Here is a 19,854-nt window from a genome sequence, read left to right on the forward strand (position 1 = left end):
TCGTATCTGCCGCGGGACAACCTGGAATTCCGCAGCCAGATTCTTGATCGTGCAGGCGTGCGACGCCAGTGCCTGCATCATGCGAGCAATCCGCTCGGCCTGGCTATACGGTTTTGGGCGTCTGCCTCTTGGTTTTGGGGGAGGTTTCATGGCGGCGGATTCTAGCATCCGCCCAATGAGGTGTCGAACCGGAGGACGTGGAGGAACTACCCGTCATCTCGGAAGTGGAGTCGGCTTATTTCTTCGAGGGCTTCCAGAAGCGTGCCGAGGGTGTGCGTCACGGAGTTGCCGGCTTCAAAAGAGAGGAGTTCCGTGGAAGGCCCTGAGCCGGTCGGCCCGGCTGTTCCGCTCACGTTCCGGCAAAACCGGGCAAGCGTCCGTTGCCAATGGAGAGCATCAGGCGGTTCCGCCAAGAACTCCCGGCGGTCGAGAGAAAAGGGCGGGTCGAATTCCTGCGCCCGATCGAGCCACATCTGTTCCATCGCCGCCAACCGCTCTTGGCCGATGTCGAGGCGCGCCGCCCGTTCATTCAGCACCGCGAAGAGCCCGCCGACGACGCCTTCAATATGCCGCTCCGGCAGGACGTCGATGCAGGCGCGGACGACGAGGTATTTGTGGAACAGGAACACTTCGGCGTTGATGCGGGCTTCGCCGGCGGACGGATCATAGGACCGCGCCAGTGCCCGCAGAGCCTCCGCTGGCTGCCCGTCAAGGCTGGTTCCCAGGAGGTCGGCCAACTGTCTGCCGAGCTTCAAATAGTCGGCGTCCGACAAAGGCTGAGTCATAGGAGGTTCCGTTTTCGACTTTCCCGGACAGCCTAGCCCGGTCGCGTTCAAATAGCCAGCAGTAATTCAGGAGCCTGCGTCTCGACCTCAGGCGTGAAAATGCCCCTCACCCTTCCCCCCAGGGGGAGAGGGAAGCTGCTGGCTGTTCGCTATTTTTTCACCAGATCTTCCTCACGAGCCCGGCGCCGGTTGCACCACCCTTGAGCGCTTGCTAGGATGACGGGATTCGATCCATCCGAGGGCTCCTTTGTGCCGGACACTCTGAAGTCGGATCATGTCTCCGGCGACCTGATCGTCGAAGGCGCGCGGCAGAACAACCTCAAGAATATCTCCCTCCGCATCCCGCACAACGCGGTCACGGCCATCACCGGCGTGTCCGGATCGGGCAAGTCGTCGCTCGCGTTCGATACCTTGTTCGCCGAAGGGCAGTGGCGCTATGTGGAATCGCTTTCGACCTACGCGCGCATGTTCCTGGAGAAGGTCGATCGTCCGGATGTCGATCGCCTGATCAACGTTCGCCCAGCCATCGCGATCGAGCAGAAGAATCCCGTCCGCACGGCCCGCTCGACGGTCGGCACGGCGACCGAGATCGCCGATTTGCTCCGCTTGCTGTTCGCCAAGGTCGGCCGGCCGGTCTGTCCCGACTGCCGGGAAGAGGCGCGCGGGTTTCATCCGGGCTCCGTCACGGACGATCTCCTCGCACGGTTTCCCGCTGCCCGGGCCATGATTCTGTTCCCGATCACGGACCTGGGGCCGGGACATGACCGCTCCCTGGTGGAGTCCCTGCTGCGACGAGGCTTCACCAGACTGAAATGCGGCGACGAGGTGGTGGACCTGCGGCCGAGCGTCACGATTCCACGTCCCCCTCACCCCAACCCTCTCCCGCGCAGGGAAGAGGGTCGAAGCGAGACGAAGGCCGGCCTCTATGTTGTCCTCGACCGGCTGGTGATCCGGCCCGACAACCGCAACCGGCTGATCGAAGCGATCGAGACGGCGTTTCAGGAAGGCGACGGGCTCTGTCGCGTGGACGTGATCGGGCAGGGTTCGCAGACCTACAGCACGCATTTCCGTTGCCAGCGTTGCGGCCGCACGTTCGAGCCCCTCAGGCCGGTCCTCTTTTCGTTCAACCATCCCTTGGGCGCCTGTCCGGAGTGCAAGGGTTTCGGGAACATCCTTCGCTACGACGAAGACCTCGTCGTTCCCGATCGGACGCGTTCGCTGGCCGAGGGCGCCATCGAACCCTGGACGAAACCCGGTGCGGACTGGTGGCAGAAACAGATGCTGCTGGCCCTGAAGCGGCGCGGCGTGAACCTGACGACGCCCTATCACAAGCTCCCGGCCGAGGTGCGCAGGCTCCTGTGGGAGGGTGATGAGAAGCTGGAAGGCATTCGGCAGTTCTTCGAGTATCTGGAAACGAAGCGCTACAAGCTGCACGTCCGGGTGTTCCTGAGCCGCTACCGCAGTCCCTTCCCGTGCCGGGCGTGTCGAGGAACCAGGCTGAAACCCGAGGCCCTGTACGTCAAAGTGGCCGGACTGCACATCCATGAGATTGCCGAGATGACGGTTCAAGACGCGGCCGCCTGGTTCGGCGCATTGACGCTCTCGGACTTTGAAACCCGCGTGGCACACGACATCCTGCGCCAGATCAGGGACAAACTCGGTTTCCTCTTGCGCGTCGGGCTCGGCTACCTGACCTTGTCCCGCCAGACGAAGACGCTGTCGGGCGGCGAAGCGCAGCGGATCACGCTGGCGAACCAACTCGGCTCCCGTCTGGTCGGCACCCTGTACGTGCTGGATGAGCCGACGATCGGCCTGCATGCCCGCGACACGGCCACGCTGGCCGGCATCCTGCGCGACCTAGCCGCCCACGGCAATACCGTCGTGGTCGTCGAGCACGACCGCCAGATGATCCTCGCCGCCGACCACGTCGTCGAGCTTGGTCCCTGGTCCGGCGAGAAGGGCGGCGAGGTCGTGTGCGCCGCTCCGCGGGAGGCGTTTCTGCAGGACCGCCGCTCGCTTACGGCGCGGTACCTGCGGAGCGAGGAATCCATTCCGGTCCCGCGCACGCGCCGATCCGGGAACGGAAAGGCTCTGGTGCTCGCCGGCGCCAGCGAGCATAACTTGAAGGACCTCCTGGTCAGGATTCCATTGCGGATGCTGGTCTGCGTCACCGGCGTCTCGGGATCGGGCAAAAGCACCTTGGTGGAAGAGACGCTCTACCGTGCGGTGGCCCGCGCGTTCCGCGTGGAGTCGCTGCCGATGGGCCGGTTCCGCGCGATCAAGGGGCTGGAACACCTCAAGGGCGTCCGGATGATCGACCAGCAACCGATCGGCCGCACCCCGCGCTCCAACCCCGTCACCTACCTGAAAGCCTTCGACGACATCCGCACCCTCTTCGCGGCCACGCCGGAAGCTCGTCGCCTGGGGCTCACCTCCGCGCATTTTTCCTTCAATACGTCCGGCGGCCGTTGCGACCGGTGCGAAGGCAACGGCTACGAGAAGCTCGAGATGTATTTTTTCGAGGACATCTACGCGACCTGCGAGGAGTGCAACGGCCGGCGGTTCAAGCCGGAGGTGTTGAGCGTCCGCCTCCGCGGGAAAACCATCCACGACGTGCTGGGCATGACCGTGAACGAAGCGCAGTCGTTCTTCTCCGGCTCGCCCAAGTTGACCGAAAAACTCTACCTGCTCTCGTCGATCGGATTGGGTTATCTGCGACTGGGCCAACCGGCCACGACCCTGTCCGGCGGCGAAGCGCAGCGCCTGAAGATCGCCGCCGAATTGAAAAACCCCTCGGCCCGCGATCTGCTCTATATCATGGACGAGCCGACCACGGGCTTGCATTTCGAGGACATCAAGAAACTTCTCGCCGTCCTCCATAAATTGGTCGACGCCGGCAACACGGTCGTCGTGGTCGAGCACAATCTCGACGTGGTCAAGACGGCCGATTGGATCATCGACCTGGGACCGGAGGGAGGCGCGCAGGGCGGTCAGATCGTCGCGGAGGGGAGGCCGGAACAGGTCGCGCAGGCGGCCGGCTCACACACCGGGCGATTCCTTGCCCAGGTTCTTTTTGAAAGAGCGTGAGGCGGCAGGTACGACCTACAGTCCAGCCCGCCTTTCCGCCGTCGCTTCGATCAGCAGGTATTCGTTGCCGCGTCTGACTTCGAGCGCGAGCGTCTGGCCGACCTCGACTCGGCACAACCGTTTGGCCTCGCGCTCGTGTTTGACGGCGGCGATCGGCGAGCCGTTGCACGACAGGACCGCATCTCCGACCTTGAGTCCCGATTGCTCGGCCGGAGAGCCGCTCTTGATCTCTCGCACCAGGTAATACCGCGATCCGGCCGATTCGCGCAGTTCCCAGTTCACACCGATTCGTCCGCTGCCGAGCAAGCCCGTCTTGACCCCGAAACGGGCCAGAATGCGGTGGGCGATTTTCCGCGCCATATTTTCGGGTTCATCGCCCGTCGCATCGAACCCATGCCCTTCCCCGTTGAACAACAGCCGCCCCGTCTCCACGTCGATCATCCGCAAAGACAAAGACACGCGGCTGGTGCCCTGCTGTCGGTCGGTCTCCCACTGTTGCACCTCGCCGATCACGATTGCGTTCGCCCCGACCAATCTGCCGATCTTCAACGCATCGGTGTCATTCCCGTAGGTGAGCAGCGTCACCTGTTCGTTGAGAACCTGTTCCAATCTGGTGCGTTCGACGAGGCTCAGGTCCAAATCCAGAAGCAACGTCGTCACGATCCCGGCGACGCGCGAGCCGCTGCCCGTCACGCCGGGGGCGTCTTCGAACGTCAAGACGGCCATGGTGCGATAGCGATCGATGCTCTCGCCGTCGATGGGTCCGACGCCGGTGACGACCGGCTCCGAGCCGGGCGTGGAGCCCGGCAAGGCGGCAGGACTCGTGCAGACTTTTCGCTTTTGGAGAATGGCGAGCGGCGAACCCCAGGCGCAAAGCTGTTCGTTCACCAGTACGACGTGGAAGGGATATTCCCGGTAGCGTTCCAATGCGGTATTGGTGAACGGATAAAACAGACAGCCGCCGACCCAGACGGAGACGGGACAGAGCGCAAGTTCATACACCCACTGCCTGCGGGCGGTCAGAGAATACTCCCAGATCAACACCCGCCCGTCGTCACGGAGGACTCGATCGGGCTTGCCGATCTCCGCCAACACTTGGTTCTTGGTCATGGGGACGGACAGGCGGTCGAGTCGGGATTCCGAGTTCACAACGGTGTAGATGACCCCGCACCCGGACACGCTCAGCGCCGCGATAACCAGCATGAGGTTTCGGACCACGGCTCACCTGCGGCGTGAACCAACGCGCCGACCGCGGATACGGTAGCAGCCCGGCGGGCGAGCGTGCCATGCGCCGGGTCCGGTCAGTTCAGGCTGGGATCGGGCGGCATGTCGGCGTAGCGCCGGAACGGCTCGCCGAGCGAGGCGAGGATGTCCGGCCAAATCCTCGCCGGATCTTTCTCAAAGACGATCGCGTGGTCGGCCGGCAGAGTGATCCAGGAACCGGTCTCCATCTCCCGTTCCAGTTGGCCGGGCCCCCACCCGGAATAGCCGAGATAGGCGCGGAAGGCTTCGTTGCCCCTCGAACTCGTGAGGATGCGCTCCAACACCGACAGATCTCCGCCCAAACAGACGCCGTCGAATATGTGGTGAGAATTCTCAGGCATCTGATCCAGCCGGTAGAGCAGCATGATCTGATTGGTTTGCACCGGACCGCCGGCGAACAGCACGTGCTTCTGCCCTTCGAGGACAGGCACCTGCGGCAAGGCTTCCGCGATGTGCATGGCGGTCGGCCGGTTCACCACCACTCCCAGCGCCCCCTCCGGTCCGTGCTCGCAGAGCAGGACCACGGTTTGCCGGAAATTGGGATCGCGCAGCGCCGGCGAGGCGACCAGGAAGATGCCCTTGCCGAGCGGGGCCATCATCGGAGCCATTTGTATCGTCTGCCTTTCCATTCGCGTGATCGGATCTGCAGAATTGTCCGCGCAATCAACTTGCGTACAGTTGCGGGCGGCGACCTTGCAACAGATCGTTGTACGGGTTGAGGGATTTGTTCCGGGCTTCGGCGGGATCGATCTCCAGCACGGTCACTTCTTCCCGATCGCGTGGAGCCCGATGCAGGATGCGGCCGCTGGGCGCGACAATTTCGCTGCTACCGATAAAGGTCAGACGGTCTTTGCCTCCGCGCTCCTCGCTGCCGATGCGGTTGGCCGTGACGCTGAACACCCGGTTCTCCAGGCAGCGCGTCACCATGGCGTCCGGACAATGGGGCAACACCAAGTTGGATGGATGGCAGAGAATGTCGGCCCCTTTCAGCGCCAGCGTCCTGGCCGACTCCGGGTAAAACCAGTCAAAGCAGATGAGCACACCGATCTTCGCCTGCCCGATATCCCACACCTGAAAACCCGTATCGCCGGGGAGGAAGAACAAGGTTTCTTCGAAGAACAGATGGGTTTTCCGATAGCATCCGATGAAGCCCGAGGGTCCGACCAACACCGCTGAATTGTAACACCCGCGCTCGCCCCGTTCCGCCACACCCGCCACCACGTACATGCCACGGCTCCTGGCCGCTTCGATGAGCCGTCCGGTGGTTTCCCCGTCAGGAACCGGCTCGGACAGCCGCTCGACTTCTTCCCGTGACACAAACTGATAACCCGACGTGAAAAGTTCAGGCAGCACCATGAGGTCGCACTCGACCTTGCTCAGACGCTCGACCATATGATCGAGATTGCGCTTGACCTCACCGAACTCCGGATTGAACTGGCAAAAGCCGACCTTCATAGGCAAGAGGCACGAGGCCAGCGGCTCGCGGCAAGGGAAAGAAAATAGCAAGAGGCGAAGGATTGTGTAGGACCTCGAGCCCCTCGCCTCTTGCCGCTGGCCTGGTATGGCTATTTCACTTCGGACAGATGCATGACCGCGCTTTCCGCTGCCTCGGTGGCTTTGTCGGCATGGCCGGCCTTACCGTGCTCCACCGCATCCTTCAACCCTTTGACTCCCTCGGCAAGATGAGGGCTTTTCACTTCTTTCTGCGCGGCCTCCGCATGCTTCAACGCGCCTTCCGCGTGCTTGACGAGCGCGTCCGCATGACCCTGTTTCCCGTGCGACACCGCCTCCTTGGCATGTTCGATCGCTTCGGACACGTGCTTGTTACCCGCCAACGCCTGCCCACCCGTCAACGGAACGGCGATGAAAGCCGTCATCACACCGCCGATCATTGCTCCACGGAGAATTGTGCTGCGCATAATCGACCTCCTCGATGGATGTGTGCGATACTTCGCCCGAACGTGAACCCGCTCCATTCGGGCAGACTGCCCACGCTCGATTCACCATACACACGCCTTTCCGCAGTGTCAAGAAGGCTTACTGGCTTCATCGTATCCGAGAATTTTCTGTAGCATTTTGAAATCTTTCTCGACGGGACAGGCGAAATCCCGGCTCCACTCCCACCACGACCCGGGATAGTTGCGCACCTTGGGATAGCCCGCCACTTTGAGGATAAAGTAGAGCCACGCCGACCGGACGCCGCCCGTGCAGTAGCAGACAATCTGATGACTTTCTTGCAAGCCCTTTTCTTCAAGCGATTCCCTGATCTTGGCCAGATCCTTGACGGTGGCGTCCGGATTGAGGAATCCGTTCCAGGGCACGTGGACGGCCGATGGGATATGGCCGGGCCGAGGAATCCCGGACACTTCCTTGCCTAGATACTCTTCCAGGCTGCGGGCATCGACGATCATGGTCTCCGGATGGGGTCGGCGGACGATCTGTTTCAATTCGTCCTTCATGATGATGAGCTCCGGGACCGGTTGCGCTTTGAACGAGCCGGGCTGCGGCTGGACCCGTCCATGCTCGTACGGCCGCCGTTCCTCGGTCCACTTCACCCATCCTCCGTCCAGGATTTTGAGGTTCTTATGGCCGAGATACTGCAGCATCCAGAACATCCGGCCTTCGTCCCCCCAGTTGTCGAAGGGATTCGAATAGATCACCACGTCGCTGTCGTTGTCGATGCCCAATGCGCGGAGCCTCTGTTCGATCCGGGACAGATCGGGGTCCAGCAACCCCTTGGCCACCGCGTTGGGATCGCTGTACTCGTGCCAGGTGGAATGCACCGCACCCGGGATGTGGCCGCCGAACTCATAGGCCGCCCGGCCCCGTACGTCGATGATGGCGAGCCCGGGACGGCCCAGGTTCTGGTGTAGCGTTTTCGTATCGATCAACCAGGGATGAACCATGGTGCTCCTCTTCTTCAGTCTCCGCGATCAGCCATCAGTTTTCAGCAAACAACTCTCTGACTGGCTGCTGACAACTGACGGCTGACGGCTTTCTCGGCGCAATGCCGCCGTCAACTCGTGGGAAAGCGGGAAGTCTCGCTCATAGATGGTGAAGACATAGGGATCGTCCGCCGTCAACCCGTATTTCTCCCGCAACATCTCGTGTTGCCCGTCCGTCAGAATATGGTACCGCACACGGGTCTTCACCGTCAGCCGCTCGGACCCAGCCGGCACGCGATACTCATAGGTGTAGTCCCGACCGGCCAGAGGGAGAAGACGATTGTCGTACACCTCCACGATCGCCGGTTGCCACAGAATCCACCGGCCCATCGTATCAACCCGCCGGTCCAACACCTGCCGAGCGCCGTTTTCGACCAGGAATTCGACGGTGAAGTGACGGTCCGGATCGCCGGTGGGAATCTTATGGCCGGCTCCGGCGTTGATCAACGTCAACGTAAACCGGACGCGATCACCTGGCCTGGGCGCGGGCGGGTCAGCCTTGACCTGAATCGCCACCGCGCGCTTGATCATGTCCGGATCGTGCCCCCCACGCCAGAGATGCCGACGCCCGCGCCGGATCGGCCCTCCGTCCGCCACCGGCCGGTCTACCTCCGGCATGTGACAACTTTGACAGATGTATCCCCGTTCCTGCATGAAATACTTTCCCTCGTACTCCGCATAGGTCCCGCAGGGACCGACACGATAAAATTGCACCGGTCCCGACACGACGTTGTGGCAACGATAGCAGACCTGCGCGGTGCGAAAGTTCGGATCAAACTGCGTCGGATGCGGCGCGACAGAATCGTCGAACGGACCCAGGATGACGCCGTCCCGGACATGACAGGCGGCGCACGTGACGGCTTCCAGTTGATACTCGGGGTCGTATCGAGTGTTCGGCTCCTGGACCGCCTTCTCCACCCGCCCGCGCGGGATGTCTTTGAGCAGCGTCGGCTGCTGATTCTCCAACGGAGTGTGGCAGTTCAGGCAGACCCAGATGTTGCGATCTTTTTTCCAGTAGGCCTGAAAGAACGGGTCGCGATAGGCATAGGCGTGAATGCTCGATTTCCATTCCTCATAGATCTCGCGGTGGCATGTCCCGCAGGATTCCGCCCGCAAGCTGTCGAGGCCTTCGGGAACTTTCTGGTAAGGGATCGCCCGCGCGTAATCCGATCGAAGCCCGAAGATCACCACCGGCTTCACTTCGGTGTAGTAGACATAGACCAGCGCAGCGACTCCGACCACGGTCAGGGCGATCGTTTTGGCTTTCTTCATGCGTCCAAGAGGGCGAGCAAATGACGTTCGACTGAAGCGGAAAGCGCGGCAAGGTTGTACCCGCCTTCAAGGCAGGAGAGAACCCGATTGCGGCTGTGACGTCGCGCGATCGCAGCGACGATCCTGGTCAATTCGGCATAGCCCTCCTCGGTCAAGCCCATGCCGGCCAGTGGATCGTCCTTATGCGCGTCAAACCCGGCCGAGATGACGACGAAGGCCGGCTTGAACGCGTCCGCCGCGGGGACCAGCACCCGCTGAAACACGTCGAGATATTCTTGATCGCCTTCTCCCGCCGCCATGGGAACGTTGATGGTCAGGCCTTCGCCCGGCCCTTTCCCCCGCTCCGTCGCGCGGCCGGTGCCCGGATAGTGGGGATACTGGTGGGTGCTGAAGAAGAGCACCGACGGATCGTCGTAAAAACTGTGCTGCGTCCCGTTGCCGTGATGCACATCCCAATCGACGATCAGCACGCGGCCGATTCCGTGTTTGCGCTGCAGGTAGCGGGCGGCGATTGCCACGTTGTTGAACAGACAGAACCCCATCGCCCGATTGCTTTCCGCATGGTGCCCCGGCGGCCTGAGGGCGCAAAAGGCATGGTCCACCTGCCCCGCCATGATCGCGTCCGCCGCGGTCAGCGCCCCCCCGGCCGCCAGATAGGCGGCGGCCAGCGAGCCCGGCGACATCGAGGTGTCCGGGTCCAGAGAAGCACGACCGCTCGACGGCGCCCGTGATTTCAAACCTGACATGTAGTCGCTCGTGTGGATCTGCATGATCCATTCATCGGCGGCGCTCATCGGTTCGATGCGAACCAGTTTCTTCAGCGTGCCGGTGGACTCGAGCCGGTTCACGATGGCCCGAAGACGTTCCGGACTTTCCGGATGTCCCGGTCCCATGTCGTGGTTGAGATAAGCCGGATGATAGACGAACCCGGTACGTCCCATAAAAAGCGTGACGCGAGATCCGTGACGCGCAAGGCGTCAAGAACGCCCTTTTCCCCCCGCGCGTCGCAGCCGTTGATCGTAACACGCCGGAAATGCGATAGACAACGAGTATCGGGGCGTGGTACGGTCACTTCCGCCTCTTTATACGCCGGTGAAGGAGGAAACAATCCGTGGCCAATCCGCGCATTGAGCCGCTCAAGAAAGTGCTGGCGATCGACCCGAACGACGAGGTCGCATGGTTCGGGTTGGGAAAGGCCTACATGGAGGATCAGAACTGGGACGAAGCCGCCAAGGCGCTGGAGAGTTGCCTCGAGGTGAAGCCGACATACTCCGCCGCCTATTACGCGCTGGCCCAGTCGCTCGCGAAGCTGGGACGCATCGAGGACTGCCGCAGGGTCTGCAATCAAGGGATCGAGGTCTCCACCAAGAACGGTGATGCCATGGTCACCAAGAATCTGACCCTGCTGAAGGAAAGTCTAGGCTGACCACCGCCCACCCGCTGAACTTACAGCAACCGCGTCAGGGTTTCGCGCTGCACCTCGCTCACCGGAAACCCCGCCCACGGATTGAGAATCAGCGCGCGCACCCTCGGATAGGCTGACTGCTGGCGCGAACGCTCCACCATCAGGACATTGGCCAATCGGACGCCGGACTGCGACACTATCGGCTCCACCTCCCACAACGACAGCAGTACGGCGCTGAGATGAGGCAGCTTCGACAGGAGGAGGGTCACGGCCCCGGCCAGCAGCTTGAGATCGACTTCCTCGACCTCATGTCCGCGCCCTCTCCGCAGTTCCGAGTCGCCGCGGGGGACCGACACAGCCAGGAGCACCGGTGCACGGTAATCGGCCAGCTGCTTGGCCTTCTGCGCCACTCTGGCCAGGACGCGGTCGATCAGCCTTTTCCCATCCGTACCCCTTTCATGTCCTTCGGCCGTCTCGTGATCCTGACGCGCGGGCGGCAGGGGCGGCCGGCGCCGGAACGCCTGACCCACCATGGCCGTCACCTCGACAAACAGCCGTTCCTGCCCCACCACACACTCCAGATCGGCGGTTCTGGCCTGAGACTCCGGCAGGAATGACACCGAGGCATTGGCGCGGATCAGCAGCGTGGCCAATTCCAATTCCGCCAGGGCCGATTCCTGAACCCCCCGGTCCGCGCTCGCCAGCCGATCGATCAATCGCGCCAGCCGGGCCCGGCTGGCGCGATCGGCGCACAATCGGTGCAAGGACGTCCAGCGGGCCTCGATCTCTTTAGGAAGCCGACCGGCCCGCACAGCACGAAACGTCCGGCCGGGCCGCCAGGCGACGTCAGAGCGGTGCAGCGGACGACTCCGGCTCCGCCTCCATCGAACACGACGCATCGCGTTGTTCCCAGAAGTCCTGCCGCCGGTCATCGAGGAGCGCTCCAGCGCTCAGTTGTCTTGAGTTCCCAGCCATTCTGGATGCTCCGCGGCAATCGTGTCGTACAACTCATCCAGCCACCGACCGGCGCAGCTCAGGATTTCGCGCACCAACGGCTCGGGCTGTCCCGTCCGTTTGATCGTCCATTGGCAGACATATTCTAACAAGGCTTCACGCTCGAATTGTCGCGAGGTCTGCGTCGCCAGCGCGGACAGTTCGTCTAGACCTGTGCGGATGACCTCCGCCACGGTTTCCCGCGCGTACGATGTGCTGGCCGTCACGTATTGGACGGCGCGGTTGATTTCCTGCTCCGTCACGGAAGAACCCGCATCCCGGCCGGTGATTCTAACATCGCCGCCGACTCTGTCAATGCGGCTTACGGCGAGGCGGCCCCCGGCGTTCACCCGCTGATCGAAGCCGAGATTTCCGGCCGCCGCTTCGGCTATGATACGTTTCGCAACTTTCAACCATCGTTGAGGAAATCCATCATGCCTCTTGTCGCTGCGCGCAAGCCGACTTCAACCAAGGCCGAACACCCGGCCCTGGAACAGATCCCGGATCGGTGGAACTTGTCGCACCTTGTCAGGGACCCGCTTCGGGATTTCGACCGGCTCATCGCCGAGCTGGACCGAAAGGTGACCGCTTTTGAGTCCTGGCGGGATCGGCTGAATCCTGCCATGTCGAACGAAGCCTTCCTTGAATTGCTCCGTCTCGACGAGGAGATTGCTACAGGCTCATCGAAGCTGGGCGCCTATGCCTACCTCTGGTTTTCCGAGGACACGAAGAACCTGCCGGCCCGGTCGTTCAAGACCAAGGTGGAAGAACGGTTGGCGGCGTTCCAGAATCGCTTGCTCTTCTTCGAGCTCTGGTGGCAGGACGTGGATGAAACGAACGCCGCCCGGTTGCTCGCCGGCTCCGGAGACTACCGCTATTACCTCCAAACCATCAGACGTTTCACACCGCACACGCTGTCGGAGCCGGAGGAGAAAATTATCAACCTGAAAAACATCACCGGCCGGAGCGCGTTGAATACCCTCTACGAGGTGGTGACCAACGGATTCACCTTTACCTTGACCGTCAAGGGCAGACACAAGACGCTCAACCGTGAAGAGTTGATGGCCTATGTACGGAGCCCCCTGCCCCGCCTGAGGGAGGCTGCGTATCGCGAGCTCTACCGTGTCTTTGCGGCCAATCACGACCTGATCGGCGAGATGTATAAGACCCTGGTGAACGACTGGAAGACCGAAAATCTCCGGCTTCGCAAGTTTGCCACGCCGATTGCCAGCCGCAATCTGGGGAACGATGTGCCGGACGCCGCCGTCTCCGCCCTGCTGTCGGTCTGCGCCAAGAATGCCGACGTCTTCCAGGAATATTTCCGACTGAAAGCCCGCATCTGCAAGATCAAACCGATGACCCGTTACCACATTTACGCGCCGCACCGGGTGGAACAGAAGCGGTTTCGCTATCCCGACGCCGTCCGGATGGTGCTGGATGCGTATCGCACGTTCTCGCCGAAGTTGGCCGACCTCGCCGAACGCGTGTTTCGCGACCGTCACATCGACGCGAAGACCAGACCGGGTAAGCTGAGCGGAGCATACTGCTATAGCGTGGTGCCTGGGCTCACTCCCTACGTGCTGCTGAACTTTACCGGGGAAGCCCGCGACATTGCCACCATGGCCCACGAATTGGGGCATGCGGTCCACGGCATGATGGCCTCCCATCACTCCGTGTTTACGTTCCACGCCACCTTACCGCTCGCGGAAACCGCCTCGGTGTTCGGCGAGCGAATCCTGTCGGACGCGCTGATTTCTCAAGAGCGAAACAAGGCTGTTCGGCAAAGCCTGTTGCTGTCTCAGATCGACGACCTGTATGCCACCGTTCTTCGGCAGGCGTACTTTGTCCTGTTCGAGCAGATCGCCCATGAGATGATCGCCAACGGCGCAACCGTCCAAGACTTGGCCGCTTCCTACCTCGAGAGCTTGCGACGGCAGTTCGGCAGGGCCGTGCGCGTCCCCGACGAGTTTCGCTGGGAATGGTTGACCATTCCGCATCTTTTCGCCAGTCCCTTTTATTGCTACGCGTACAGCTTCGGTAATTTATTGGTGCTGGCGCTCTATCGGATGTACAAGAAGCAAGGCTCCGCCTTCATCCCTCGCTATCTGGCCCTCTTAGCGGCGGGAGGGTCACAGAGCCCGCAGGAAATCCTTTCGGAGGTGGGTGTAGACATGACGTCCGAGGCATTTTGGCAGTCGGGATTCGAGACGATTAAGGACATCGTCGAGCAACTTGACCGAACAGCCCTATAGTTTCAACAGCTTACAGCAGCACAACACTGCCAGTGTCTACAGGATCCTTCGCCTTGGGTTCTGACGGATGAGCGCGCAAATTTACCCTTGACGGAAAAGAAAAGAGCTTGTAGAATGAAACCAGTTGATAACGGTTATCATAATCGTTGTTTTATAGATATCCAGCTATTACGAGGCTCACGTATGTATGTCTGCCTCTGCAAAGGCCTCACCGAATCGGATGTGCGGGCGGCCGGACGAGCGGGCGCAGTCACGCCCTGCCAGTTGATCGAGACCTTTGGACTTAAGAAAAACGGCTGCTGCGGTCGTTGCGCCAAGAATATCCACGAATTCGTTTCGCTGGCGACGAGCCATCTCGTCGCTCCCTGCCGCAATTCAGCAACGCCTACCTCCTAGCCTGCCAGGGTGCCTTGCAGATTCTCGAGAGATGCATCTTGTTCGTGGTCTGTGCCGGTCCTCGACTTCGGCTTGCAAACAGTGGGAGAGTCGTCGTTTCCGCACGGTGAGAAGAAGCAGGGAACACAAAACGCAAACGGTTATCGCGCCATTCCTCGCTTCATCACCGCTGTGATTTCTGCGACGCGTCGACCGAGGGCTTTTGCGGCAGCCAGTTCGTTTTGATCGATGCCCGGACTCTCTCCTTCAGTCGTCGCTGAGGCGCCGAACGCCCCGCCCCCGCTGACCACGATCATCTGATTGCCCAGCATAGCGGCCAAAATGGTCAGCATGGTGACTTCCTTGCCCGATGCAATCTGCCCGCCGGTCGCAAAGGCCGCCCCGACTTTGTTGCGCATCTTGAACTCCGGAAAGACGCCGAACTTCAACTGCCAATTATCGAAGAAGGTCTTCACCTCTCCGGCCATATTCGACCAATAGACGGGCGAGCCGACGACGACAGCATCGGAGGAAAAGAGATCATCGGCCGTGACCAGTCCTACGCGCTTCAGCACGACAAGCGTTCCCGGAACGCTCTTCGCTCCCTCGCTGACCGCTTCGGCCATTTTCTCGGTGTTTCCGGTCATGGAATGATATGCGACCAGTACCTTGACCGAGGGCGTTGCCTTCTCAACCGCCTCGACACGACCGCCAAGCGCGGCAAGGGTTGTCGCCAAAACCACTAAACCGATTGTTTGACGCATGCGGGATCCTCCACAGCGACTGCGATCACTTCGACAAGAACGGGAGACAGGAAAGATGACGGCGGGACTCGGGAGAGACGAATGCACATTGGCGGCCAACAGCCAAGCTGGCCGCGTCGGCCTCGTATGCGGCTAATACCGGACGGTCTCTTCATCCATGTGTTCCTCGACGGAAATCTCGGTCAATGAGCCGCGATAATCGCACTTGTGGCAACGAATCCGCCACTCCTCAAGCCACTTCTCCTGGACATAGGATTGGTTGCACTTCGGACAGACAAACACGCCTTTCTTATAGAGGACCCTGCGTTTTTCCTTCATTCCGCCCCTCCCTTCTCCTGCGCGGGCGTCGCGCCGGACAGAATGGCATAGGAGCCGATGGGATTGCAAGACAGCGTACGACGGTCTTCAACTTGACAGTCAAAAGACGCGCCGACTAGGATGCGCACATGCGTCTTCGTCATTCCTGTTCACCTACCCGTCACCGCCGGGCCGTCCCCTGGTTGAACCACGCCATATTCTCTTTGCTGATGAGTGTCGGCGCCGCCGCATGGGCTGTTCTTTCTCCGGCTTCCGCGCAAGAAGGTCTCATTCCCGTGAAAACGCCGGGCGGCGCGATCATCTATGCGGAGCTCGCCGATACGACCGAGAAGCGGGCGCGCGGGCTCATGTTCCGAAACAGCCTGGCTCAAGACCGTGGCATGCTGTTTGCGTTCTCCGAGCCCAAGCCGTGGACCTTCTGGATGAAGAACACCAAGGTCCCGCTGGACATCATTTGGCTGGACGGCAAGAAACGTATCGTTCACATCGAGCGAAACGTGCCGATCTGCACGCGCACCGACGACTCCTGTCCCCAGTACCAACCGACCGAAGACGCGATGTACGTGCTGGAGATCGCCGGCGGGATGGCCGATGCCTTGAAGCTGCAGCGCGGGGCCACGCTGCAGTTTCCTTAAGCTAGACTGTCGTTCCGCCCCACAGAAACCGCCGAATGCGCTCGGTCAACGACCGCGTCTGATTCGCCACCGCGATGGTGGCGCCTTCTCGGGCGAGTTGCTCCTTGGCGGCGGCAGTCGCCAGTTGGCGGCGAGCGACCACTTCGCCGATCCGGTCGATCACTCGGCCGTCCTCTTGCGCCACCCGACTGAGTCCTTGCTTGCCGACGACCACGACCCGTAGCGGCGTCGCCGCCACAACCGTCGCCGAACGGGGCTCTCCCGTCAGCAACGACATTTCTCCGAAAAACTGGCCCTTCTGGAGCGTGGCCACCGTCATGCTTCGACCATCTTGCTGGAGGCGGACCTCGGCCGTACCGTCTAAAATGATGTAGAGTTCCTGACCGGCTTCGCCCTGCCGGACCACCCGCTCGCCAGGCAAAAATTTCTGGATCGTCGCGTCTCTGGCGAGAACCTCGATTTGTTCAGGAGCCAACACCGCCAGAAAATCCACCGCGGCGAGATGGCTGACGATCTGGTCCGACTGCCGCGTCATTTGTTCAGGCGCCGCCCCGGCCTGCGTATGAACCACACGCTGCGGGAATGGAATCTCGATGCCGTTGCGCTGAAACGCGTTCCACACATAGGTCCGCACCTGGCTCTCGATCAAGGGGCGCAGGGAATAGTCGTCGACCGAAAATCGCAACCGATATTGCACGCCGGAATCGTTGAACGAGGACACCAGCGCAACCGGTTTGGGCTCGGGCAAGACCCCTTCCACCGCCAAGGCGGCTTCGACCAGCACGGCGCACACCTGGCTCGGAGGCGTGCGATAGGCGGCCTCGACCGTCACCGAGCAGATGTGCGCCGTCGTGGGGCGGCTGTAATTGATCAGCCCGGCCTGAATCACCGCGTTGTTGGGCATGGCGACGTGATCGTGCTCGCGCGTCAGCAACGTGAGATGGCCGAATCCGATGTCGGTCACCAACCCCTCTCGGTCGAGCACGGAAATCCAGTCGCCCACCCGCACCATCTTGCCCAACGCGATTCCGGAAAAGAACCGCACCAACGTGTCCCGAAGTGCGACGCCTACCACGGCGGTGGCGACCGTGGGCAACGCCACCAGCGCGATGACGTTGATGTTCATCACCAGCCGGAGAATGACGAGGGTGGCCGCCGTCAGCCCCGTAAAGAGAATCAGCGTTCGCACGACATCGGGAATGTAGGTCCCCTTCCGACCGATCAGGTAATCCCCGATGACGAACAGATCGATCGCTTTCAACAGAAGAAACGAAGCCCCGCAGTAAGCTCCCACCTCTATCCAGTTGAGGACGGTTTGTGGAGGCGAAGGCGTCACGCCGCTGGTGAACACCAATGCTGCGTCAGCCAGCACGGCCGTGGTGCCGGCGACGATAAAGACCGCCGGGGGAAGCGTCTTCTCCCGCCTGCGCGCGAGATAGGCGAGCCCGACGACGACCGCGATCACGCCGGCGGTCGTGAGAACGATTTTGATGAGCAGAAGTCCAAGGCTCACGGTTGGTTTATCCTGACCGACTCCGATCGAGATCCTCAGCGAAGGGCCGGGCTGGTGCAGCTCACCGCTCCTGCCATGCTCGGACACGCCTGGCGGTGATGACGCCGTCCACCCGCTCGATGGCCTTCAGCACCCGGCTGAGGTGGGTCGTATCGGTGACCTCGATCACGAAATCCAGCACCGCCTTCCGATCTTCGCGCGTCGTGATTTCGGCCCGGCTGATGTTGGCCTGGCACTCCGCGATCGACGACGAGACATTCGCCAATACGCCGGTCTTGTCTACGGCGATGACCGACACCTTGACTGCATGCGTGCCGGTCGCGGTCGTATCCCATTCCACTTCCACCAACCGATCTCGGTCGTAATCCAGCGCCTCGAGATTGGGACAATCCACCGTATGGATCGTCAGCCCGCGACCGCGGGTGATGTAGCCGAGAATGCGATCCCCGGGAACCGGGTTGCAGCAACGTGAGAGCTGCATGAGCAGATCCCGCGCGCCCTTGACCTTGACGCCTTTGTCGTCGGCTCTCCCGGCGACCGGCTTCGACACCGGCGGTCCTTCCGCTTGCGCGATGGTCTCGGCCCCCGCGGAGGACGGGAGCAGCTTGCTCACCACCTGTGCGGTCGCCAGATGCCCGTATCCGACCGCCGCAGCCAGCTCGTCCGTCGTTTCAAACCCGGCTTGCCGGGCCACTTCCGACAACTGCTCCGATTTGAGCATCTGCGCCGGCGCCAAACCGTGCCGGCGGAATTCCGCCTCGAGCAGCCGCCGGCCGATCTCGACGCTGCGTTTTTGCTCCTCGGCTTTGAGCCAATGCTTGATCTTCGTCTTGGCGCGCGACGTGCGGACAAACTTGAGCCAATCCTTGTGCGGTGTCTGGCTGGGCGAGGTGAGGATCTCGACGGTGTCTCCACTGGTCAACTGGTGTTTGAGCGGAACAATTTTGCCGTTGACTTTGGCGCCGACGCAGTGATCTCCGATTTCGGTATGAATGGCGTAGGCGAAGTCGACCGGCGTCGAACCTTTCGGCAGCTCCTTCACCATGCCTTTCGGGGTGAAGACATAGACGACATCGTGGAACAAGTCCAGCTTGACGGAGTCCATGAACTGCCGATTGTCCGGCAGGTCCTGATGCCACTCCACGAACTGTCGCAACCAACTGAAGACCTTGCTGTCGCGCTCGTCGATCCGGCCCTGTTCCTTGTACCGCCAATGCGCGGCGATCCCGTACTCCGCCACGCGATGCATCTCCTCGGTGCGGATCTGAAATTCCACATGCTCCCCCTTCGGTCCGACGACCGTCGTATGGAGCGACTGATACAGATTGGACTTCGGAATCGCGATATAATCTTTGAATCGGCCCGGAACGGGGCGCCAGAGCGAGTGGATCACCCCCAACAGCGCGTAACAGTTCATCTTGGTGTCGGTGATGATGCGGAGCGCCGTCAAATCGTAGACCTCCTCGAACGAGATCGATTGTTTCTCCATCTTCTGATAGATCCCGTAGAGGTGTTTCGGCCGGCCGTACACCTCGCCCGGCAGACCGGCGTCCGCCATGGCTTTCTTCACGAGCCGGATCACTTCGTCGATGTATTGCTGGCGATCTTCATCGCGTTTGGCCACCCGCACCCGGAGCGTCTCGTATACGTCCGGTTTGAGATGCTTGAGACACAAGTCTTCGAGTTCGTTCTTGATCCAGCCGATTCCCAGCCGGTTGGCCAACGGTGCGTAGATCTCCAGCGTCTCCTGGGCGATTTGCCGGCGCTTGGGCTCGCTCAAGTATTCCAGCGTCCGCATGTTGTGGAGTCGGTCTGCGAGCTTGATGAGAACGACGCGGATGTCGTCCGCCATCGACAACACCATCTTGCGAAAGTTCTCGGCCTGTTTTTCCTCGTAGTTCCGGAAGGAAATCTTCCCTATCTTGGTCACGCCGTCGACGAGATGGACCACCTCCTTCCCGAATTCCTGTTCCAACTCTTCGGGAGTCGCCAAGGTATCTTCGAGCGTGTCGTGGAGCAGACCGGCGACCACGGCGGCCACGTCGGTCTTGAGCGAAGTCAGCACCCCGGCCACGGCCAAAGGGTGATGGAGATACGGCTCGCCGGATCGCCGCGTTTGGCCTTCGTGCGCTTTCGCGGAGAACTCGTAGGCTTTCCGCACGAGCGACACATCCGCGTCGGCGTGATACCCCTTCAGCCGCTCGATCAACTGTTCGATATCGGTAATCGTCTCAAACGGCATCGTGG

Annotated in this window: 20 protein-coding genes; 5 read left to right on the top strand and 15 right to left on the bottom strand. The window is 61.4% G+C overall.

All coding sequences use genetic code 11. From position 1 onward, the window contains the following. Positions 1-206 precede the first annotated feature (206 nt). Complete coding sequence (locus AB1555_12880; GenBank protein MEW6247582.1) at positions 207-785, bottom strand: hypothetical protein; 579 nt, start codon at positions 783-785, stop codon at positions 207-209. A gap of 249 nt (positions 786-1,034) precedes the next feature. Here AB1555_12880 and uvrA point away from each other — a divergent pair, with 249 nt between their 5' ends. Beyond that, positions 1,035-3,872, top strand: coding sequence for an excinuclease ABC subunit UvrA (gene uvrA / locus AB1555_12885; GenBank protein MEW6247583.1), 2,838 nt, complete (start codon positions 1,035-1,037; stop codon positions 3,870-3,872). Between the two features lie 15 nt (positions 3,873-3,887). Here uvrA and AB1555_12890 read toward each other — a convergent pair whose 3' ends face one another. The 7 genes from AB1555_12890 to AB1555_12920 form a co-directional block, all read right to left on the bottom strand. Then, entirely contained in the window at positions 3,888-5,090 is a 1,203-nt protein-coding gene (locus AB1555_12890; GenBank protein MEW6247584.1) for a PDZ domain-containing protein, read from the bottom strand. An 83-nt stretch (positions 5,091-5,173) separates the two neighbouring features. After that, the gene (locus AB1555_12895) at positions 5,174-5,743 is read right to left on the bottom strand and encodes a YqgE/AlgH family protein (protein MEW6247585.1); all 570 of its coding nucleotides are present in this window, start codon (positions 5,741-5,743) and stop codon (positions 5,174-5,176) included. A 55-nt stretch (positions 5,744-5,798) separates the two neighbouring features. Further along, entirely contained in the window at positions 5,799-6,590 is a 792-nt protein-coding gene (locus tag AB1555_12900; GenBank protein MEW6247586.1) for a nitrilase-related carbon-nitrogen hydrolase, read from the bottom strand. Between the two features lie 110 nt (positions 6,591-6,700). Beyond that, positions 6,701-7,054, bottom strand: a complete 354-nt coding sequence (smbP, locus tag AB1555_12905; GenBank protein MEW6247587.1) for a small metal-binding protein SmbP — start codon at positions 7,052-7,054, stop codon at positions 6,701-6,703. Positions 7,055-7,162: 108 nt separating this feature from the next. Next, a complete protein-coding gene (locus tag AB1555_12910) occupies positions 7,163-8,041 on the bottom strand; it encodes a sulfurtransferase (protein ID MEW6247588.1) in 879 nt (292 codons plus the stop codon). Between the two features lie 27 nt (positions 8,042-8,068). Beyond that, positions 8,069-9,352, bottom strand: coding sequence for a multiheme c-type cytochrome (locus tag AB1555_12915; protein MEW6247589.1), 1,284 nt, complete (start codon positions 9,350-9,352; stop codon positions 8,069-8,071). Next, positions 9,349-10,293, bottom strand: a complete 945-nt coding sequence (locus tag AB1555_12920) for a histone deacetylase (protein MEW6247590.1) — start codon at positions 10,291-10,293, stop codon at positions 9,349-9,351. Before AB1555_12920 ends, AB1555_12915 begins: the two co-directional genes overlap by 4 nt. Before the next feature lie 170 nt (positions 10,294-10,463). On the opposite strand from AB1555_12920, the gene AB1555_12925 reads away from it, so the two are divergent. After that, on the top strand, positions 10,464-10,778 hold the full coding sequence (locus tag AB1555_12925; GenBank protein MEW6247591.1) for a tetratricopeptide repeat protein: 315 nt from the start codon (positions 10,464-10,466) through the stop codon (positions 10,776-10,778). A 20-nt stretch (positions 10,779-10,798) separates the two neighbouring features. Here AB1555_12925 and AB1555_12930 read toward each other — a convergent pair whose 3' ends face one another. Together AB1555_12930 and AB1555_12935 are read right to left on the bottom strand one after the other, a co-directional pair. Continuing rightward, positions 10,799-11,656 (bottom strand): hypothetical protein, encoded by an 858-nt coding sequence (locus AB1555_12930; protein ID MEW6247592.1) that lies wholly within the window; start codon positions 11,654-11,656, stop codon positions 10,799-10,801. Positions 11,657-11,707: 51 nt separating this feature from the next. Continuing rightward, positions 11,708-12,163, bottom strand: coding sequence for a hypothetical protein (locus AB1555_12935; GenBank protein MEW6247593.1), 456 nt, complete (start codon positions 12,161-12,163; stop codon positions 11,708-11,710). A 21-nt stretch (positions 12,164-12,184) separates the two neighbouring features. On the opposite strand from AB1555_12935, the gene AB1555_12940 reads away from it, so the two are divergent. Together AB1555_12940 and AB1555_12945 are read left to right on the top strand one after the other, a co-directional pair. Then, positions 12,185-14,002 (top strand): M3 family oligoendopeptidase, encoded by a 1,818-nt coding sequence (locus tag AB1555_12940; protein MEW6247594.1) that lies wholly within the window; start codon positions 12,185-12,187, stop codon positions 14,000-14,002. Positions 14,003-14,185: 183 nt separating this feature from the next. Continuing rightward, positions 14,186-14,398 (top strand): (2Fe-2S)-binding protein, encoded by a 213-nt coding sequence (locus AB1555_12945; GenBank protein ID MEW6247595.1) that lies wholly within the window; start codon positions 14,186-14,188, stop codon positions 14,396-14,398. 140 nt (positions 14,399-14,538) lie between these two features. Here AB1555_12945 and AB1555_12950 read toward each other — a convergent pair whose 3' ends face one another. From AB1555_12950 to AB1555_12960, 3 genes are read right to left on the bottom strand one after another with little or no spacing between them, the layout of a single operon-like run. Continuing rightward, complete coding sequence (locus tag AB1555_12950; GenBank protein ID MEW6247596.1) at positions 14,539-15,240, bottom strand: NAD(P)H-dependent oxidoreductase; 702 nt, start codon at positions 15,238-15,240, stop codon at positions 14,539-14,541. Between the two features lie 33 nt (positions 15,241-15,273). Next, positions 15,274-15,459: a hypothetical protein gene (locus AB1555_12955; protein ID MEW6247597.1), complete on the bottom strand. Its 186-nt coding sequence runs from the start codon at positions 15,457-15,459 to the stop codon at positions 15,274-15,276. After that, the gene (locus AB1555_12960; protein MEW6247598.1) at positions 15,456-15,602 is read right to left on the bottom strand and encodes a hypothetical protein; all 147 of its coding nucleotides are present in this window, start codon (positions 15,600-15,602) and stop codon (positions 15,456-15,458) included. Before AB1555_12960 ends, AB1555_12955 begins: the two co-directional genes overlap by 4 nt. Before the next feature lie 132 nt (positions 15,603-15,734). Here AB1555_12960 and AB1555_12965 point away from each other — a divergent pair, with 132 nt between their 5' ends. Then, complete coding sequence (locus AB1555_12965; protein MEW6247599.1) at positions 15,735-16,094, top strand: DUF192 domain-containing protein; 360 nt, start codon at positions 15,735-15,737, stop codon at positions 16,092-16,094. A 1-nt stretch (position 16,095) separates the two neighbouring features. On the opposite strand, the gene AB1555_12970 is transcribed toward AB1555_12965, so the two are convergent. Then, positions 16,096-17,607, bottom strand: coding sequence for a mechanosensitive ion channel family protein (locus AB1555_12970; protein MEW6247600.1), 1,512 nt, complete (start codon positions 17,605-17,607; stop codon positions 16,096-16,098). 61 nt (positions 17,608-17,668) lie between these two features. Continuing rightward, on the bottom strand, positions 17,669-19,849 hold the full coding sequence (locus AB1555_12975) for a bifunctional (p)ppGpp synthetase/guanosine-3',5'-bis(diphosphate) 3'-pyrophosphohydrolase (protein MEW6247601.1): 2,181 nt from the start codon (positions 19,847-19,849) through the stop codon (positions 17,669-17,671). Between the last annotated feature and the right edge of the window lie 5 nt (positions 19,850-19,854).

Source organism: Nitrospirota bacterium (assembly GCA_040755395.1).
GTDB lineage: Bacteria > Nitrospirota > Nitrospiria > Nitrospirales > Nitrospiraceae > DATLZU01.

Bases quoted from the DNA above. Each gene is read 5' to 3' on its own strand.
- smbP (MEW6247587.1), bottom strand. From the start codon at position 7,054: ATGCGCAGCACAATTCTCCGTGGAGCAATGATCGGCGGTGTGATGACG.
- AB1555_12975 (MEW6247601.1), bottom strand. From the start codon at position 19,849: ATGCCGTTTGAGACGATTACCGATATCGAACAGTTGATCGAGCGGCTG.
- AB1555_12960 (MEW6247598.1), bottom strand. From the start codon at position 15,602: ATGACGAAGACGCATGTGCGCATCCTAGTCGGCGCGTCTTTTGACTGT.
- AB1555_12880 (MEW6247582.1), bottom strand. From the start codon at position 785: ATGACTCAGCCTTTGTCGGACGCCGACTATTTGAAGCTCGGCAGACAG.
- AB1555_12910 (MEW6247588.1), bottom strand. From the start codon at position 8,041: ATGGTTCATCCCTGGTTGATCGATACGAAAACGCTACACCAGAACCTG.
- AB1555_12940 (MEW6247594.1), top strand. From the start codon at position 12,185: ATGCCTCTTGTCGCTGCGCGCAAGCCGACTTCAACCAAGGCCGAACAC.
- AB1555_12955 (MEW6247597.1), bottom strand. From the start codon at position 15,459: ATGAAGGAAAAACGCAGGGTCCTCTATAAGAAAGGCGTGTTTGTCTGT.
- AB1555_12920 (MEW6247590.1), bottom strand. From the start codon at position 10,293: ATGGGACGTACCGGGTTCGTCTATCATCCGGCTTATCTCAACCACGAC.
- AB1555_12895 (MEW6247585.1), bottom strand. From the start codon at position 5,743: ATGGCTCCGATGATGGCCCCGCTCGGCAAGGGCATCTTCCTGGTCGCC.
- AB1555_12930 (MEW6247592.1), bottom strand. From the start codon at position 11,656: ATGCGTCGTGTTCGATGGAGGCGGAGCCGGAGTCGTCCGCTGCACCGC.
- AB1555_12945 (MEW6247595.1), top strand. From the start codon at position 14,186: ATGTATGTCTGCCTCTGCAAAGGCCTCACCGAATCGGATGTGCGGGCG.
- AB1555_12915 (MEW6247589.1), bottom strand. From the start codon at position 9,352: ATGAAGAAAGCCAAAACGATCGCCCTGACCGTGGTCGGAGTCGCTGCG.
- AB1555_12900 (MEW6247586.1), bottom strand. From the start codon at position 6,590: ATGAAGGTCGGCTTTTGCCAGTTCAATCCGGAGTTCGGTGAGGTCAAG.